Origin of the sequence: Vibrio variabilis (assembly GCF_003263785.1) — a bacterium.
Classification (GTDB): domain Bacteria; phylum Pseudomonadota; class Gammaproteobacteria; order Enterobacterales; family Vibrionaceae; genus Vibrio; species Vibrio variabilis.
The window spans coordinates 25,051-42,231 of the sequence record NZ_JYJK01000012.1 but is presented as its reverse complement, the minus strand read 5'-3'; the positions used below and the strand labels follow the sequence as shown (position 1 = coordinate 42,231).

Annotated in this window: 13 protein-coding genes and 2 pseudogenes; 4 read left to right on the top strand and 11 right to left on the bottom strand. The window is 47.2% G+C overall.

The window, feature by feature from the left end; translation table 11 throughout:
* The first annotated feature begins 110 nt into the window (after nucleotides 1-110).
* Complete coding sequence (gene bioA / locus TZ48_RS02620) at nucleotides 111-1,394, top strand: adenosylmethionine--8-amino-7-oxononanoate transaminase (protein ID WP_112478159.1); 1,284 nt, start codon at nucleotides 111-113, stop codon at nucleotides 1,392-1,394.
* Between the two features lie 68 nt (nucleotides 1,395-1,462).
* Here bioA and serS read toward each other — a convergent pair whose 3' ends face one another.
* From serS to lrp, 5 genes and pseudogenes are all read right to left on the bottom strand, one after another.
* A complete protein-coding gene (gene serS / locus TZ48_RS02615; RefSeq protein ID WP_042499271.1) occupies nucleotides 1,463-2,770 on the bottom strand; it encodes a serine--tRNA ligase in 1,308 nt (435 codons plus the stop codon).
* 103 nt (nucleotides 2,771-2,873) lie between these two features.
* Nucleotides 2,874-4,223: a replication-associated recombination protein A gene (locus TZ48_RS02610; RefSeq protein WP_112478158.1), complete on the bottom strand. Its 1,350-nt coding sequence runs from the start codon at nucleotides 4,221-4,223 to the stop codon at nucleotides 2,874-2,876.
* Between the two features lie 17 nt (nucleotides 4,224-4,240).
* Nucleotides 4,241-4,872: pseudogene (lolA, locus tag TZ48_RS02605) on the bottom strand (outer membrane lipoprotein periplasmic chaperone LolA).
* Between the two features lie 34 nt (nucleotides 4,873-4,906).
* Nucleotides 4,907-8,020 carry a DNA translocase FtsK gene (locus tag TZ48_RS02600; RefSeq protein ID WP_112478157.1) on the bottom strand — a complete coding sequence of 1,038 codons (3,114 nt, stop codon included), beginning with the start codon at nucleotides 8,018-8,020 and terminating at the stop codon, nucleotides 4,907-4,909.
* A 160-nt stretch (nucleotides 8,021-8,180) separates the two neighbouring features.
* Entirely contained in the window at nucleotides 8,181-8,675 is a 495-nt protein-coding gene (gene lrp, locus TZ48_RS02595) for a leucine-responsive transcriptional regulator Lrp (protein WP_004734558.1), read from the bottom strand.
* 156 nt (nucleotides 8,676-8,831) lie between these two features.
* On the opposite strand from lrp, the gene ald reads away from it, so the two are divergent.
* Nucleotides 8,832-9,956, top strand: coding sequence for an alanine dehydrogenase (ald, locus tag TZ48_RS02590; RefSeq protein ID WP_042499269.1), 1,125 nt, complete (start codon nucleotides 8,832-8,834; stop codon nucleotides 9,954-9,956).
* 127 nt (nucleotides 9,957-10,083) lie between these two features.
* On the opposite strand, the pseudogene TZ48_RS02585 reads toward ald, so the two are convergent.
* Both TZ48_RS02585 and cysB read right to left on the bottom strand, forming a co-directional pair.
* Nucleotides 10,084-11,279: pseudogene (locus TZ48_RS02585) on the bottom strand (methyltransferase).
* A 77-nt stretch (nucleotides 11,280-11,356) separates the two neighbouring features.
* Nucleotides 11,357-12,331: an HTH-type transcriptional regulator CysB gene (gene cysB / locus TZ48_RS02580; RefSeq protein ID WP_112461995.1), complete on the bottom strand. Its 975-nt coding sequence runs from the start codon at nucleotides 12,329-12,331 to the stop codon at nucleotides 11,357-11,359.
* 264 nt (nucleotides 12,332-12,595) lie between these two features.
* On the opposite strand from cysB, the gene TZ48_RS02575 reads away from it, so the two are divergent.
* Entirely contained in the window at nucleotides 12,596-13,357 is a 762-nt protein-coding gene (locus TZ48_RS02575) for a DNA repair protein (RefSeq protein WP_112478156.1), read from the top strand.
* A gap of 56 nt (nucleotides 13,358-13,413) precedes the next feature.
* Nucleotides 13,414-14,184, top strand: a complete 771-nt coding sequence (gene miaE / locus TZ48_RS02570; protein ID WP_112478226.1) for a tRNA isopentenyl-2-thiomethyl-A-37 hydroxylase MiaE — start codon at nucleotides 13,414-13,416, stop codon at nucleotides 14,182-14,184.
* A 70-nt stretch (nucleotides 14,185-14,254) separates the two neighbouring features.
* On the opposite strand, the gene pyrF is transcribed toward miaE, so the two are convergent.
* The 4 genes from pyrF to ihfB all read right to left on the bottom strand — a co-directional run bounded on the left by pyrF (nucleotide 14,255) and on the right by ihfB (nucleotide 16,991).
* The gene (gene pyrF, locus TZ48_RS02565) at nucleotides 14,255-14,950 is read right to left on the bottom strand and encodes an orotidine-5'-phosphate decarboxylase (RefSeq protein WP_042499261.1); all 696 of its coding nucleotides are present in this window, start codon (nucleotides 14,948-14,950) and stop codon (nucleotides 14,255-14,257) included.
* A 69-nt stretch (nucleotides 14,951-15,019) separates the two neighbouring features.
* Nucleotides 15,020-16,189: a lipopolysaccharide assembly protein LapB gene (gene lapB / locus TZ48_RS02560; RefSeq protein ID WP_112478155.1), complete on the bottom strand. Its 1,170-nt coding sequence runs from the start codon at nucleotides 16,187-16,189 to the stop codon at nucleotides 15,020-15,022.
* A 14-nt stretch (nucleotides 16,190-16,203) separates the two neighbouring features.
* Nucleotides 16,204-16,500 (bottom strand): LapA family protein, encoded by a 297-nt coding sequence (locus TZ48_RS02555; protein ID WP_112478154.1) that lies wholly within the window; start codon nucleotides 16,498-16,500, stop codon nucleotides 16,204-16,206.
* A 206-nt stretch (nucleotides 16,501-16,706) separates the two neighbouring features.
* Nucleotides 16,707-16,991, bottom strand: coding sequence for an integration host factor subunit beta (gene ihfB / locus TZ48_RS02550; protein WP_112478153.1), 285 nt, complete (start codon nucleotides 16,989-16,991; stop codon nucleotides 16,707-16,709).
* Between the last annotated feature and the right edge of the window lie 190 nt (nucleotides 16,992-17,181).

The window sequence follows — 17,181 nt, the reverse complement described above, 5'->3', positions numbered from 1 at the left end:
TTTGCTCTCATTGTTTTTAGTCTTGGCTAGTGTACCGACAAGCGATACACTGTCAACACCGACCACAGACACAAGTTTACACTTGATTAAAAATTGAGCGACTGCATTTCATGGATTTAGATTTCGACAAAAAACACATTTGGCATCCCTACACTTCCACACTCAATCCCCTTAGCTGTTATCCCGTAGTATCTGCTAAAGGTGTTCATCTCACTTTGGAAGATGGTACAGAGCTCGTCGATGGGATGTCGTCTTGGTGGTCGACCATCCATGGCTATAACCACCCAAAGCTCAATGCAGCGCTGCAGTCTCAAAGTGAGAAGATGTCCCATGTGATGTTTGGTGGTATCACCCACCAGCCTGCCATTGACGTCAGCAAGAAACTGCTTGAGCTTGCACCTGACAATATGCAGCACATTTTCCTAGCTGATTCTGGTTCTGTTGCGGTTGAGGTGTCACTGAAGATGGCGCTGCAATATTGGCACGCTCGCGGCGAACACAGGCCAAAGTTCCTGACTCTCTCCCACGGCTACCATGGCGACACGTTTGCTGCCATGTCAGTGACCGATCCCAATAATTCCATGCATAGCTTGTACAAAGGATTTTTGCCTGAGCATATCTTTGCAGATTCTCCAGAGGTTGGGTTTTGGGACGAATGGAATGAAGCGGACATTCGTGATTTCAAATGCAAAATGGAAGCTCATCACACTGAAATTGCTGCGGTGATCCTTGAACCTATTGTGCAAGGTGCTGGCGGTATGCGTTTGTACCACCCTACTTTCCTAAAGCGTGTAAGAGAGCTTTGCGATCAATATGGTGTCTTACTTATTCTCGATGAGATTGCGACTGGCTTTGGCCGCACTGGGAAACTTTTCGCGAGCGAACACGCCAACATCCAGCCAGACATCATGTGCGTCGGCAAGGCGCTCACTGGTGGTTACATGACACTATCAGCCACATTAACCAGCAAGCTCGTCGCAGATACGGTCTGCGGCGGCGAAGCAGGCTGCTTTATGCACGGCCCAACCTTTATGGGAAACCCGCTGGCTTGCGCCGTAGCAAGCGCGAGTTTAGATATCGTTGCCAATAACGAATGGCAGTCTCAAGTGAGCAGTATTGAGTCCCTATTTGCGGAACTGTTGCCTAAACTTACAAGCTTCTCGAACGTGAAAGATGTACGTTGGTTGGGGGCAATCGGCGTGGTCGAAACGCATAAGGCGGTTAACATGGAAGTGATTCAAAAGCACTTCGTTGAGCAAGGGGTTTGGATTCGCCCGTTTGGTAGGCTCATTTACATGATGCCTCCCTACATTAGCCAACCAGAGCACATTGAACAGTTAGTTACAGCAATTTCCGGCGCACTCGACAAGCCTGATTGCTTTATTGAGGGGTAAAAAAAGGTCCTAGGCCCTTGGACCTAGGACCTGAGTCCTAATGTGTCACTGTCATTAATACTGAAGTATTAACCGATGTGCGTAGCGCCGCCCATGTACTTTTGTAGCGCAGTTGGAATGGCAATACGGCCGTCCGCTTCTTGGTTGTTCTCAAGAATGGCAACCATAGTACGACCCACTGCTAGACCAGAACCGTTTAGCGTGTGTACAAGCTCAGGCTTCTTCTCACCTTTACGACGGAAACGTGCTTGCATACGACGCGCTTGGAAATCCCACATGTTTGAGCAAGAAGAGATCTCACGGTATGTCTCTTGCGCTGGAACCCAGACTTCTAGGTCGTAAGTCTTACGAGCACCGAAGCCCATGTCACCAGTACATAGAACCACTTTACGGTATGGAAGTTCTAACAGTTGTAGAACTTTCTCTGCGTGACCGGTTAGCTCCTCAAGCGCATTCATTGAATCTTCTGGCTTAGTGATTTGAACCAGTTCAACTTTGTCGAATTGGTGCATACGGATAAGACCACGAGTGTCACGACCGTAAGAACCTGCTTCTGAACGGAAACATGGTGTGTGAGCCGTCATCTTAAGTGGCAGGTCTGCCTCTTCAGAGATGGTATCGCGCACTAGGTTAGTCACAGGTACTTCTGCCGTTGGGATCAGAGACAGTTTACGTGGCTCTTCATCGCTTGCTTTTTCAGTCAGAGGCTCAGTGTGGAACAGATCTTTACCAAACTTAGGTAGCTGACCTGTACCAAATAGGCTGTCAGAGTTCACTAGGTACGGTACATACATCTCTGTGTAACCGTGCTCTTCAGTATGAAGATCAAGCATGAACTGTGCGATAGCACGGTGTAGGCGAGCGAACTGGCCTTTCATTACGATAAAGCGAGCGCCAGTGATCTTAGTTGCGCTAGCGAAATCTAGACCGCCACCCATTTCACCTAGGTCAACGTGGTCTTTTACTTCAAAGTCGTAAGTCTTAGGCTCACCCCAACGAGAAATTTCTACGTTGTCGTTTTCATCTTTACCTTGTGGTACGTCGTCCGCTGGTAAGTTAGGCACAGAAAGCGTGATGTCTTCAAGCTGAGCCATTACCGCTGCTAGCTCTTCTTTCTTCGCTTCAAGATCGCTACCTAGCGTACCGATCTGCTTTTTGATCTCTTCAGCGCCTTCTTTGTCGCCGGCAGCCATCTTCTGGCCGATCTGCTTAGAAATGGAGTTACGCGTGGATTGTAAATTCTCAACTTCTACTTGAATCGACTTACGTTGCTCTTCAAGTTTACCGATAGTTTCTACGTCTAGCTTGAAGCCACGACGTGCTAATTTTTCAGCTGTTTCATCCAGCTCTGTACGAAGTAATTTAGAATCCAGCATTGCCAATCCTATGCTTTATAGTTGTGAAGAACTCTGCCTTTGGTCATTTCCTAACCAAGGACAGATATTGATTTGTTAACCGAGTAAAGATAACGAAAAGCCACTACTTTTCATAGCGCTTTTGTGGGCTTTTTGCGTCTAAATCCGCCAGATAATCTAACTTTTCGCCAATTTTGGTTTCAAGCCCGCGATTTGTCGGCTCGTAGTAACGCGTACCTGCCATTTCAGGCGGTAAGTAACGCTCACCAGCCGCGTATGCACCCGGTTCATCGTGGGCATAACGATATTCCGCGCCGTAGCCCATGTCTTTCATCAAAGACGTAGGTGCGTTTCTTAGGTGGTGAGGAACTTCATACTCAGGGAGGTTATGCGCATCTCGCAGCGCTTGCTTCCAGGCTGTGTAAACAGCATTACTTTTAGGTGCGCAAGCCAGATACACAATCGCCTGGGCGATAGCGCGCTCTCCTTCGGCAGGACCGACTCGAGTAAAGCAGTCCCACGCAGATAGCGCGACCTGCATTGCTCTTGGGTCTGCGTTACCAATATCTTCCGACGCGATGGCGAGTAAACGTCTAGCGATATAAAGCGGGTCGCACCCTGCGGCAATCATTCTCGCGGACCAATAAAGTGCCGCATCGGGATTAGAGCCACGAATCGACTTATGAACCGCCGAAATAAGGTCGTACCAAATGTCGCCTTTATTGTCGAAACGATTAACCTTCTCGCCAGCAACCTCCGCGAGCAGAGGCAGTGTTATCTCTTTCTCGCCTTGTGCGTTGTCTTCTGCCATGTCATAGAGCAGCTCAAGATAATTGAGCGACATTCTCGCATCGCCGTTGACTAGCTCAGCAAGACGTTCTAGAACATTGTCATGAAAGCTTGCAGCAATGGCTCCTAGACCACGCTGTTCATCATTTCTAGCTTGCTCGAGTACCAGAAGAATGTCGGCAGTATCAAGCGAGGTGAGCTTATACACCCTTGCTCGTGAAAGCAGTGCGTTGTTGAGTTCAAATGACGGGTTTTCAGTGGTGGCGCCAATAAAGGTGACCGTGCCGTCCTCGATGTGCGGCAAGAACGCATCTTGCTGACTCTTGTTAAAGCGATGCACCTCGTCGACAAACAAGATGGTGCGCTTGCCGGCAAGTTTATTTTCTCGAGCACGTTCGATGGCTGCGCGGATCTCTTTGACCCCAGACGTCACCGCAGAGACACGTTCTACTTCCGCATTGGCGTAGTTGGCCGCGACTTCCGCCAGCGTCGTTTTACCGGTGCCTGGTGGTCCCCACAAAATCATTGAGTGCAGTTGCCCCGCCTCAAGCGCTCGCCTTAGCGGTTTCCCCACACCCAGAATATGCTGTTGTCCAATATATTGCTCAACGGTTTCTGGGCGCATTCTAGCAGCAAGGGGACGAAAATCTTCGTCCCCTGAAAAATCAAAACTGAAATTACTCACGATAACGTCCTAGCTACCTAGTTCCGTTGGTCATCAATTTCGACACCATCCGGAACAACAAAGGTAAATCGGTCTGAAGCAGGTTTGCCGACTTTTATATTATCGAAAACAAAGCTGCCCTTTTGACCATCTTGTTCAATCACATTAAAGCCATGAACAATGCCTTTGCTATCGATATTGATTTGAAATTGGCCTTGCGTAGAATCGACTGCCGTTGGGACTAAAGTAAATACATCACCTTTTTGGTTGACGCTGTAGTTGTCCCAGTCGCTAGCGCGATTACGTGTCAAAAGCACAAATGGCGTCTGCTCAGTTGCTTGCTCTTGATTATAAATACTGACCTGCTCGATAAACGGGCTGTAGTACCAGAGATTTTGTCCATCGGATACTAGAACGTTTTCATCAGGCAGTGTCGTGACCCAGCGAAACATGCTTGGGCGTGAGATCTCAACATTGCCTTCTCCTTCCATCACCACATCCCCATCTGGCTGGTCACTTCCTGAGTGAAGGTAGCACTAAAACCATCATTCAATTGAAGCCTTTCACTAAGCTCCTTTTGCGGCGTTGCAAAAGCCATGTTTGAAAAAGCGAGAGCTGAAAAGCCCACTGCTGATACAGTTAACATCGCTGCATTAAACCATTTCTTCATTTGATTTCCTCTTACCTCTTAAGGCGAATCGAAATTATTCTTTTGGTGGCGCGGGTGCCAGTACTTCGCGGTTACCATTATGACCCGGTGCACTTACGATACCTTGAGCCTCGAGCTGCTCGACAATACGCGCAGCGCGGTTATAACCAATCTTGAATCGGCGCTGAACGCCAGACACCGAGCCTCGACGTGACTGAACCACATGTTCGACAACTTGATCGAACAATGGATCCATGTCTTCATCGCCTTCCATCTTCTCACCCGGCAGCAAGGTCTCTGGGGACTGCTCGCCATTAGTAATTTCTTCAATATAGTTCGGTTTTCCGCGCGCTTTCCAGTTGTTCACTACGGCATGCACATCGTCATCAGATGCAAATGCACCGTGTACACGGATTGTGTGGCTAGAGCCCGGAGGTAGATACAACATATCACCCATACCAAGCAGGGATTCAGCGCCGCCTTGGTCGAGGATGGTACGCGAATCTGTCTTGGTCGAAACCGTGAACGCCACACGAGTCGGAATATTGGCTTTGATCAAACCGGTAATGACATCTACCGACGGTCGCTGAGTGGCAAGTATCAAGTGAATACCCGCAGCACGTGCTTTTTGTGCCAAACGCGCAATGAGCTCTTCTACTTTCTTACCCACGACCATCATCAGGTCGGCAAACTCATCGACTACAACAACGATGTATGGCAGTTTCTCAAGCAATGGCGGCTCTGGATCCATGCTGTCGCCTTCTTGCCACAACGGATCATGAATAGGATGACCTGCATCGGCTGCCATTTTCAGCTTGTCATTGAAGCCCTTAATGTTACGAACGCCAAGCGCTGACATCAACTTGTAACGGCGCTCCATCTCACCCACACACCAACGAAGTGCATTCGAGGCATCTTTCATGTCCGTAACGACCTCAGAAAGAAGATGAGGAATACCTTCGTAGATGGAAAGCTCCAACATTTTCGGGTCAATCATGATAAAGCGTACGTCTTCAGGCGTTGCCTTATAAAGCATACTCAAGATCATGACGTTAACACCCACAGACTTACCAGAACCGGTGGTACCCGCAACAAGCACGTGTGGCATTTTCGATAGATCCGCCACCACAGCTTCACCTGCAATGTCTTGGCCAAGAACGACCGTGGTTGGTGATTTTGAATCGATGAACGCTTGGCTACCCACCACGTCAGAGAAGAAAACGGTTTGGCGTGTCATGTTAGGCAACTCAAGACCCACATACGGCTTGCCCGGAATCACTTCCACTACACGAACCGCCATAGCAGACAGCGAGCGTGCTAAGTCCATTGAAAGACCAGAAATTCGGCTTACCTTCACACCCGGCGCAAGATCAAGTTCGAAACGAGTAATCACTGGACCTGGGAAAATGTCCACCACTTCCGCTTTAATTTTGTAATCGGCCAGCTTAGATTCAACCAAGCGAGCAATGTTTTCCAACGCCTCTCGATCGATAAAGTTCTCTCGCTTCTCTGGATGGTAGAGAAGTTCCAGCGTTGGCATTGGCTCTGCGGGTTTAGGTAGATTCTGCTCCTGCTGAACCAAGAATGGGTTCATTTTCGCTACTTGCGCTTTTTGTGCATCGGCCACCAAGTTTTGGAATGCTTCGACGTCCTGATCGACAGGTTCGTTTTCAGCTTCTGCATCTAAAGCATCGAAATCTACTGTCGGTTCAATATGAGACGTTGAAGGCTCAACATCTATATCAGCAGTATCAGCCCATGGAGGCGTAATGTCCTCTACTTCTTCGACGCTTTCAAATACCGCAGGCTGAGCCTGCTCCGTGGCTTCATTTTCAGCATAGGATGATGATTCTACCTGTTGGTTGACAGGCTCTTCAGTAAACTGGGACTCAGATTGAGGGTCAGTAGCAAACATGGCCTCATGACTAACTGGCTCTTCAATTGTTGAAGCTACGGCTGGCTCTGCATTTGCCATTGCCGCTGATACAGCAACACTTGATGCTGGCCACTCTGACTCTTCTCCCTGATTCGCATAATCATCACTAGAGCGAGCAGCATTTTCCAACTCTTCAATAGTGGCACCAAGCTGACGAGTCCGTTCAACTTGAGGCTGCTGAGGTTGGGCTGTTTCAGAAACGACGGCTTTCGCTTGAACTGGTTCTTCGATAGGTTGTGCCGTTTCAGCGATGTTCACTTCTGATGGAGCAGACACAGCTTGCGGTACTTGTGGTTCTTGCGAAACGATAGCCTCTTGTGAAGCGACTGTTTTTTGTAAAGCACTGGCTCCTTGCGAAACCATGTCGTCTTCTGGTTTTGCAAACAGCGGATCACAGGCTGGTTCAGGCTCTGCTGAAGCCGAAGGCATCGACTCTGGAACATGAATATTGTATTGCTTCTTACTGGTAGCCTGTGCCTCTTGCACTACACTGTCTGCGCTAAAGCGTGGCAGTTCCTCTGTGTAGTCGGACTCTTGGTCTTCTGAGTCTTGGTCTTCCAAGACAGGCTCATACACTTCTTCTTTGGTACCACGAATCTTATTAACCACTGCCGCGCTCATTGATAGCACGCTATCCCCAATCCACTCGACGATTCTTAGCCAAGAAATGCCCGTCAGCAAAGTAAAGCCCGCGCCCCAAAGGAATAGCAAAACCAAAGTCGTGCCAAGCACATTTAACGTGGGTAGAGATAAGCTGGTTAGAACATCACCAATGACGCCACCTGAGGAGAAGTACCAGATATCATCAAAGTTGATATCAGCAAGGCCACAGCTCGTCAGGATGAGAACAGTGAGTCCAAGTAAGCGCGTACCCCAGATCATCAGATCAATCGGTTCATCTTCGTCACGACTGCGGAAAAAGACCCAAGCACTAAACGCTATGATGAAAGGAATTGGGTATGCCAAAGAGCCAAAAACAAAAAATAGAGTATCCGCCAGCCACGCGCCAACAAAGCCACCAGCGTTTTGAATATCACCGCCCCATGCAGTCTGTGACCATGACGGATCCGCCGGACTGAAGGTAAATAAGGCGACGGCGAGTAGAATAGAGGTAAGCACAGCTAAGATGAAACAGCATTCTCTTAACCGCTGAAATCCGTTTAGACGAGTCGCCTGAGGCTCTTCACTCGTCTTGATAATCGTTTCGACTCTTTTTTTGTCCTGTTTGAACATAACCAACATCTAATTATTGAAAACAGTCCGAGCGGCAAAAGCCGCTCGGTGTATTCATTGATTTAACCACAATGAGGATTAAAACCCAATCTGACTCGAGAATAAAGCATGCTTTATCATAACTTTAGTCAACTTCTTGTCAGACTTGGAAGCGCCGTCTCTAGCGCGTTTTAATCACAAGCTGGTTAGTTTGTTTCACTTCTTCCATAACCACATAGGTACGGGTGTCATTCACACCAGGAAGGCGAAGCAAAGTATCCCCTAAGAGTTTACGATATGCACCCATATCCGACACCCTTGTTTTCAAAAGATAGTCGAAATCACCAGACACAAGATGACACTCTTGAATATCGTCCAGTTTTTGTACCGCTGTATTGAACTGCTCAAACACATCAGGTGCACCACGGTTTAACGTGATCTCTACGAACACGAGTAGTGAAGCATCTAAGTACTGCGGATTGAGGAGCGCGGTATAGCCAGTGATATAACCCTGTCTCTCTAGGCGACGTACACGTTCTAAACACGGTGTAGGTGATAGACCTACGCGCTTAGACAGTTCTACGTTTGAAATGCGACCATCTTTTTGCAACTCATTAAGAATGTTGCGATCAATTCGGTCTAGTTCCTTGGACGGCTTCTTATAGTTGTCTGCCATTTTTTATTCCACCTTGTTACTTCCTTGCAAAAAAATATACTACAACTCTGTAATATACAGTATCAAATTTTGTTCATTAGCTTCTATACTAGATATTAATTCGACAATAACACCCTACGAACAGTTAATACAACCACAATATAATGAGGAGTCAGGATGATAATTGGCGTACCTAAGGAAATCAAAAACCACGAATACCGTGTTGGTATGGTCCCAGCGAGCGTTAGAGAGCTAATCTCACACGGCCATGAGGTTTACGTTGAAACTAACGCAGGCTCTGGTATTGGTTTTTCAGACGATGATTACATCGCTGTAGGCGCATCCATTCTTCCTACCGCTGCAGACGTCTTCGCGAAAGCAGAGATGATTGTAAAGGTCAAAGAACCCCAAGCTGTCGAGCGTGCTATGCTACGTGAAGGACAAATTTTATTCACGTATCTCCATCTAGCACCAGATTTTCCACAAACTGAAGAGCTAATCAAAAGCAAAGCTGTCTGCATTGCCTATGAGACTGTAACAGATAATATGGGTCGTTTGCCACTACTAGCACCAATGTCTGAGGTCGCTGGGCGAATGTCTATACAGGCTGGTGCACAAACACTCGAAAAGTCCAATGGTGGACGCGGTCTACTACTTGGTGGTGTACCAGGTGTTGAACCGGCGAAAGTCGTCGTCGTTGGTGGCGGTGTAGTGGGCTCTAACGCTGCTCGCATGGCTGTTGGTATGCGTGCAGACGTCACAATCCTCGACCGCAATATTGATACATTACGCGTTTTGGATGAAGAATTCCAGGGTCGCGCAAAAGTTGTTTATTCTACGGAAGACGCACTTGAGAAGCATGTTCTAGAAGCAGATCTCGTCATCGGTGCTGTTTTAGTCCCAGGAGCTGCTGCGCCGAAGCTGGTCACCAAAGAACACATCGCTAAGATGAAACCAGGTGCGGCAGTGGTAGACGTTGCTATCGACCAAGGTGGTTGCTTCGAAACCTCTCACGCGACAACACACGCAGAACCAACGTACATCGTTGATGATGTGGTTCACTACTGTGTAGCTAACATGCCAGGTGCAGTTGCCCGTACTTCTACGTTTGCACTGAACAATGCGACGCTACCTTATATCATCAAGCTCGCGAACAAAGGTTACCAGCAAGCACTGACTGAAGACAAAGGCTTCCTAGATGGTCTAAACGTGATTCACGGTAAAGTCACCTGTAAAGAAGTGGCTGAAAGCTTTGACCTTGAATACGTTGAGCCAGCAACAGCGATTGCGATGTTCAATTAATCGGTCTTTAACCATAAGAGCGACATCCAAATTGAGAAACGGGCTTATTGCCCGTTTTTTTGTGCCAGCGTTTTACGCTTAACATAGTTTTGCGCTTAACATAGTTTTACGCGTAACTTAGCTGAGGCTATGGCTTGAATGCGTGCAGCAATAGGTTGCGCGGAGTCGTGGCCGTATCGCAAAAGGTCGACAAGCTCACCTGATAGCCGTGAGACTCTAAATACAAGGCTTTGTCCAGTGCGAGCCACACCTCAAGTGGACGGCGAAACACACTTTGCACCAAGCTCAGAGCTTCCATTTTCCAAAAGCGCGCCTGCCCCACCTGCTCATAGTGCTCGAAATCAACCTGAGGTAAAGTGAGTGACTTCTGCGCCGCAGCCCAATGACAGAAATGCTCAAATCCATCGGAAAGCTGCGACTTTTTAATACTCGGTACCGGCTCATATCCCTCGGTTACCTGATTCTGCTGGCAGAGTGCATCAAAGCCAAGTCTAAACACCATCTCTTGTTCTCTGTGACGTTTCACGCGTTCACCACCTGTGACGGTTTCCTGAAGGGGAATGCGTAGCTCTTGCTTCGTTAATGAAAGTTCGGCTTGCCTACCTAGCTCAGATAAAGGTTGGTATTGTTCGTTTTGAATTAAGTGATAGCAACACGGTGATAAGGTCACGGCTGGAAGATTAGCCTCGACCACACGCTGAATCAGCGTAACATGCAGATCACCACACGCATGCAATGCCACCGCATGTTGATTGGCATTGAATACCTGTTGTGAACTCACATCAAATGCATCGCCTTGGACGAACTGCATAGCTAAACCGCGTTTATCCGCTTCGTGCTGCCCTGCGTCACAAAGGGCTTGCTGATATTCAAAGCTCGTCACCTTTTGCTCGGTTTGAGAGGAAAGAATACGCCCAAGAAACCCTTTACCAGAGCACCACTCTAACCACTCGCTTCCATGATGGTTGTGAATGCATGCAGAACCCATTTGACGAATTTGTTCCAGCTTGCGTCCTGGTACGCCAGAATCGATGCCACGAGGAAGAGTTAGAGGAGAAGCCTTTCCTATCGAATCAATCACAGCCGCCTTCTGAAGCGCATGTAACTCAGGTATGAAAGGCTAAGCGCCTTTGCGCACTGCGACGGAGACTGTTTTAAGAGTTGGATGTGTTCGGAAGAACATTGAGAAAGCCAATCAGCCAAGGCTGGGTGCTGTGATTGCCAAGCAAGCTGATCACTGACTATTTGAATAAAGGGATCATGCCGCCAATAATCTTGGTAGGCTTTGAGTATGGCGGTAAGTTGGTCAAATTGCTGGCGCACATTTCCCCCTATTCTTCAGGCAATGCGAAACTGCATGGATTGTAGGGGGAAGTGAGTACTAACAAAAGCACTTTGTGTTATCGAATCGGCAATTCGATATCTCTGAACATCTCTTCAATTTCGGTGTTCGACTTAAGTGAAATCGCCTGCTCAACCACTGGACGAGTTAAATGAGGAGCAAATCGCTCCATGAAATCGTACATGTAAGAGCGCAAGAAGGTACCTTTTCTAAACCCAATGCTTGTGGTGCTCGCTCCAAAGATATGGCTAGCGTCAATAGCTACAAGGTCAGTATCTTGAGAATCATCCATCGCCATACTGGCAATCACACCCACACCGATACCCATACGTACGTAAGTCTTGATTACATCCGCATCCGTTGCTGTAAAGACAACTTTTGGTGTCAGTCCTACTTTGTTAAATGCAGTATCGAGCTCTGAGCGTCCAGTAAAGCCAAATACGTAAGTCACCAAAGAATAGGCGGCAAGATCTTCAATCGTTACGTGGTCTTTTTGCGCAAGAGGGTGGTCTTTTGGCACCACAATAGAGCGGTTCCAGTGATAACAAGGTAGCATGATCGCATCTTGGTAAAGATGGAGCGCTTCTGTGGCGATCGCAAAGTTTGCCGTACCTTTCGCAATTGCTTCTGACATTTGCGATGGCGTGCCCTGATGCATGTGCAGCGACACTTTCGGGTAACGAGCGGTGAATCCTTTAATCACTTCAGGAAGCGCGTAGCGAGCCTGTGTGTGCGTAGTTGAAATGTTCAATGTGCCCATTTCAGGATGGGTATGCTCCCCTGCTACGGCTTTGATACTTTCCACTCGAGACAGAATTTCTTGAGAGATTCGAACGATGTCTTCACCGGCGTTGGTCACCTGAGTTAAATGCTTACCGCTACGCTCAAAGATTTGGATCCCTAATTCGTCTTCCAACAAGCGAACTTGTTTACTGATACCAGGCTGAGAGGTATAGAGACTTTCTGCGGTCGCGGACACATTTAGATTATGGTTCACCACCTCGACAATGTACTTTAACTGCTGTAACTTCATCTGCTCGTCTTCATCCTTGTCAAAATTTTCGGCTCAGCTCACCACCGCCAGCCTTAGCATATAATCATTAGTTATAACGAATTACTAAACAGATTAACAGTTTTTTTGGATAGGAATTGTTCTACCTCTCAAACCCGTTCAGAAAGTTCCCACGTTTTCCTCGGATTATGACCAATTCAACAACTTTGCAGTGTTGGTCAGTTAGCCTTTGGTGTATCCTGTCTCATTAGACTGTAGGGAAACTCATTGTAGATACAAAACGTTATGAATATTGGTTTAATTATTGCGCTCGTCGCCCTTTTGCTGGTTTTAGTACTGGGCTACAACATCATGCTGCAATACAAACTAAAAGCCGAAGCCACTAGAAGGCAAGAATCGGCCAGATATGTTGCTTTGATTGATGCCACTGAAGAATTGATCAGTGGTGCGAGCTACTTGCCATACAGTAAGGAGCTAATGCTATGTCTTCACAACCGCATTTTAGATGCCGTTACGAACATGCATGAGTTGGATCCTAAGAACAAACACTTGGCGCAACGCGTCGAGGCGGCAAAGACACAGATTCAGCAACTGCAAGAAAACTACGAAGGCAGTGAAGCGACATCGTTCAAAGTGCCAACCAGCGACAAGCAAGCGATCATTATGTTGAAACTGGTCAAACGCCTGCGCGATACTGTACGCACTGAGCACAACAAAGGACGTATGGATACGCAGTCTTATATGGTTGAAAATGCGCGCCTTGAAACGATCCAAATCCGCATCAACATTGAGAACGTCGTCAAACGTGCTCATGACTCTATGGCAAAAGGGCAGCCTGGTACGGCCGCACAGCTGCTGAAAAAAGGCATTGATGCACTCAGCTCGAAGAACGACAACTACTCCATTCAAGCGAAAGAGAAGCTCACCGAGATGCTCGACAAGCTGCAAAACTCTCGCCAAGCCAAGGCTGAAGAGAAGCAGCAACAAGCCAACAGTGAGCGAGATGACGACATCAATGCGCTGTTTGGTGAGAAGAAAAAGTGGTAGAGTTAACCAAGGTCGCAAACGCGGCCTTTTTTAATTCAACAACAACGAAAAGAGCCATGATCAGTCCTTCTCAAATCGACGCCATATTAGAACCCATCAATCAGTTTCTGCAATGCTCAACGCCCAATGCCTGGGTAGAAGAAGCCAAACGCCCAGAAAACCTACCCGTGATCTTGATTGATCACCTATTGTGCGAGCTTAAAGCCGGCCAATCTGCGATGTATTTAATTCGTAAGTATGCCGTTGATAAACAAAGCAGCTCTGCACTGTTTGACTGGTTCAAGCCTTATGAGGACTTTGCGTATCGCAACATTGGTGACATGGCGTCTTTGAAAGGCAAAAGTAATATTTCTAAATCGATCATTGCTAAATCAGACTCGCCTTACAGCCAAGATTTGATCGACAAAATGGTTCTACTGATCAAAGAAGAATTACATCATTTCTACCAAGTGTTAGAAATCATGGAGAAAAAAGGCATTCCCTACGAATCAATACCAGCGAGTCGCTATGCCAAGGGACTGCTTAGCCACATGATAACGCATGAACCCAACACACTTATCGACAAACTGATCATTGGGGCGTATATCGAAGCGCGCTCTTGTGAACGTTTTGCCAAACTTGCACCGTTTATGGATGACGATATCGCGAAGTTTTATGTCTCCCTGCTGCGCTCTGAAGCTCGTCACTATCAAGACTACTTAGCTTTGGCAGAGCAAGTGGCAGGCAAAGACATCAGTGAAAGAGTAGCGTACTTCGGCAAAGTGGAGGCTGAACTGATTTCCTCGCCAGATACTGACTTTAAGTTTCACAGTGGTATCCCTGCTTGATACAAAAATGCCAGAGCTATTTAGCTCTGGCATTTTTAGTTTTACCTTATCGACTAACGCAGCGAGACGATTAGCTTAGAGAAGCATTGATCTCTGCAAGTACCTTGGCAGGATCCTCAGCTTGAGTGATTGGGCGGCCAATCACGAGATAATCTGAACCCGCTTGAATTGCCATATCTGGTGTCATGATACGCTTCTGGTCGCCTACTGCAGCGCCTGCAGGGCGAATACCTGGTGTCACCAATTTGAACTCTTTACCTAGCTCTGTTTTAAGCATGCTTGCTTCTTGCGCCGAACAAACTACGCCGTCTAGGCCAGCATTCTTGGTTAGATTCGCCAAACGAAGTACTTGTTCTTGAGGCGCTACATCAATGCCGATACCTGCTAGATCAGACTGCTCCATGCTAGTCAGTACCGTTACACCAATGAGTAGCGGACGATCTTTACCGTAAGGCTCTAAGATCTCGCGAGATGCCGTCATCATACGCTCACCGCCACCAGCGTGAACATTTACCATCCAAACACCCATTTCAGCTGCAGCGCGAACGGCTTTAGAACAAGTGTTAGGAATGTCATGAAACTTAAGATCTAGAAATACTGAGAAGCCACGCTTGTGCAGCTCTTTTACGAACTCAGGACCAAATAGTGTGAACATCTCTTTGCCCACCTTCAGTCGGCAAGAGCTTGGGTCAATTCTATCGACAAAAGCTAATGCATCGGCTTGGTTATCATAGTCCAGTGCAACAATCACTTTTTGGTCAATCATTTTCGCTCCTCGTTTTACTCAAAAAAAGCAGCACCTAAGTGCTGCATTACAAATCTGTTTGGATTTAGGCTACTCGCCATCCAACCCTCGAATGGGCTTGATCGTACCCCATCCCTTACATGAAGGACAATGCCAATATAGTGAATGGGTTGAGAAACCACATTTGCGACATCGATAATGCGGTTTTGTCTTTAGCTGCTCGCCTACCAGCGATTGCAACGTCGTCAAACTCTCTTTCGCTTTACCTTCTTCGGCATTGGCCAGATGATAATCCATCAAACGATAGAAACCCTTCATTGTAGGGCTTCGCACCAACTGCCTCGTTAATAGCGCTTGTGCGGCTTCTGTGCCGTCATGCTGGGCAACAAGCTGAGCGAGCATCAATTCTGCAGAAACCCCTGCCCCTTTATCGATGCTAGCTCTTAGAAACTCTACCAAGCCTTGTTCTTGGCCAAGGTGGTGATAACACTCCGCTAAAGTCGGCAAGACTTCACTAATAAAGTCTTTATCTTGTTCGAGCACCGACTCCATGTAGGAAATGGTTTTCGGATAATCTTCGTCTTCAAGATAGAGTTTTCCCAATGAAATACTTGCTCGAGCACAACGAGGATCCACGGCCAGCGCTTTCTTAAAGTTCTGAACGGCCTTGTTGGTGTTGCCATCGGCCTTCTCAATCATGGCAAGCTCACACCAAAAATGGGCGATACTGCTTCTGATGCGTTTTTTGCCCATTTTTAGCAGCGCATTCGCAACCTCAATCGCCTTGTGCCACTCGCTCGTTTGCTGATAGATGGCAAGCAACTGAGTTAATGCTGCTTCGCGATGATCAGGCTCATCAACCAGTTGAACAAAGATTTTCTCAGCTCGGTCAAGAAAGCCGGACACCATGTAGTCCTTTGCAAGCTGCTGCAAGGCGAGGTTTTTCTGATCAATGGTAAGTCCAGATCGAGAGATGAGATTTTGGTGAATACGGATAGCACGGTCAACTTCACCGCGGGAGCGGAATAGGTTGCCGAGAGCAAGGTGGGTATCAATGGTTTCGTTGTCGACCTGAAGAAGTTCGATGAAGTGATCGACCGCTTTGTCTGACTGATCTGACAACAATAGGTTAAGGCCCGTCATATATTGACGAGAGATCTGATGCGATTGCTCTTGGCGATCATGCCTAGCGCTGCGCTGACCCATGTACCAACCGTAGGCCGCCGCGATAGGCAAAAGCAAGAATAATAGCTCAAGCATTAATTAAATCGACCTTAACCCTTTATCTCATTAATTGCTGGTCGTCGCGACTTCTTTTGATTCAGAAGCGTCTGTTTAGCCAGCTGCTTCTTTAGCTTACGCACCGTCATTTGAGACTTCAGGTGTAAGCTACCAAAAATTAACCAAGCAACCACAAAGCCAACCACGAATACACTGCCTAGCAGCGTCGAGAGGTGGAAGTCACCTTGCGCTAACAAGTAGTTGAAGGTTACCACTGCCTGGTTTTGAGAACCCAGCGCTAGGGTTACCAGGAACAATGCGATGAGTACAATTATTTTTAGAATCTTCATATGCTCGTGCCACAGTTATTGGATAGCTCGATTATGCAGGAATTTGCCTCGGCGCACCATGGTCTTAGGCAATTATCTTGATAATCTAACTGATATTTAGAGCAACTAGCCTATTCTTTATCCAAGCAGGTGAACCTCATCATTGCCACTCGCCTAAACGTAAAACGCACACTAAAAAAGTATGCCGTTTCATCAAGATAGAAGCCCTATAGACTGTCGTTCACACGCTCACGAAGCTCTTTACCTGGCTTAAAGTGTGGAACGTACTTGCCATCTAACTCCACTTTATCACCCGTTTTAGGGTTACGCCCAACTCGTGGCTCGCGGTAGTGAAGCGAGAAACTACCAAAACCGCGGATTTCGATACGGTCTCCACTTTCCAGGGTAGAGGCCATATGTTCCAAAATATCTTTTACCGCATCTTCAATTTCCTTTGCGGATAAGTGAGTTTGCTCCGCGCAGAGTCTTTCTATCAGTTCAGACTTAGTCATAGGTAGTTACCCTCGTTACTCTTAATCTTCAGTGTCTCTATCTTCGATGTCTCATACTACAGCGGACAGCGGTCTACATACATTCTACATCAACAATGCACTAACTGCCTGTATAAATTGATAATAGTCTAAATTTCGCAAAGATAAAAACAAAAAAAAGGAGCCTTGCGGCTCCTTTTTCTCTAATGGC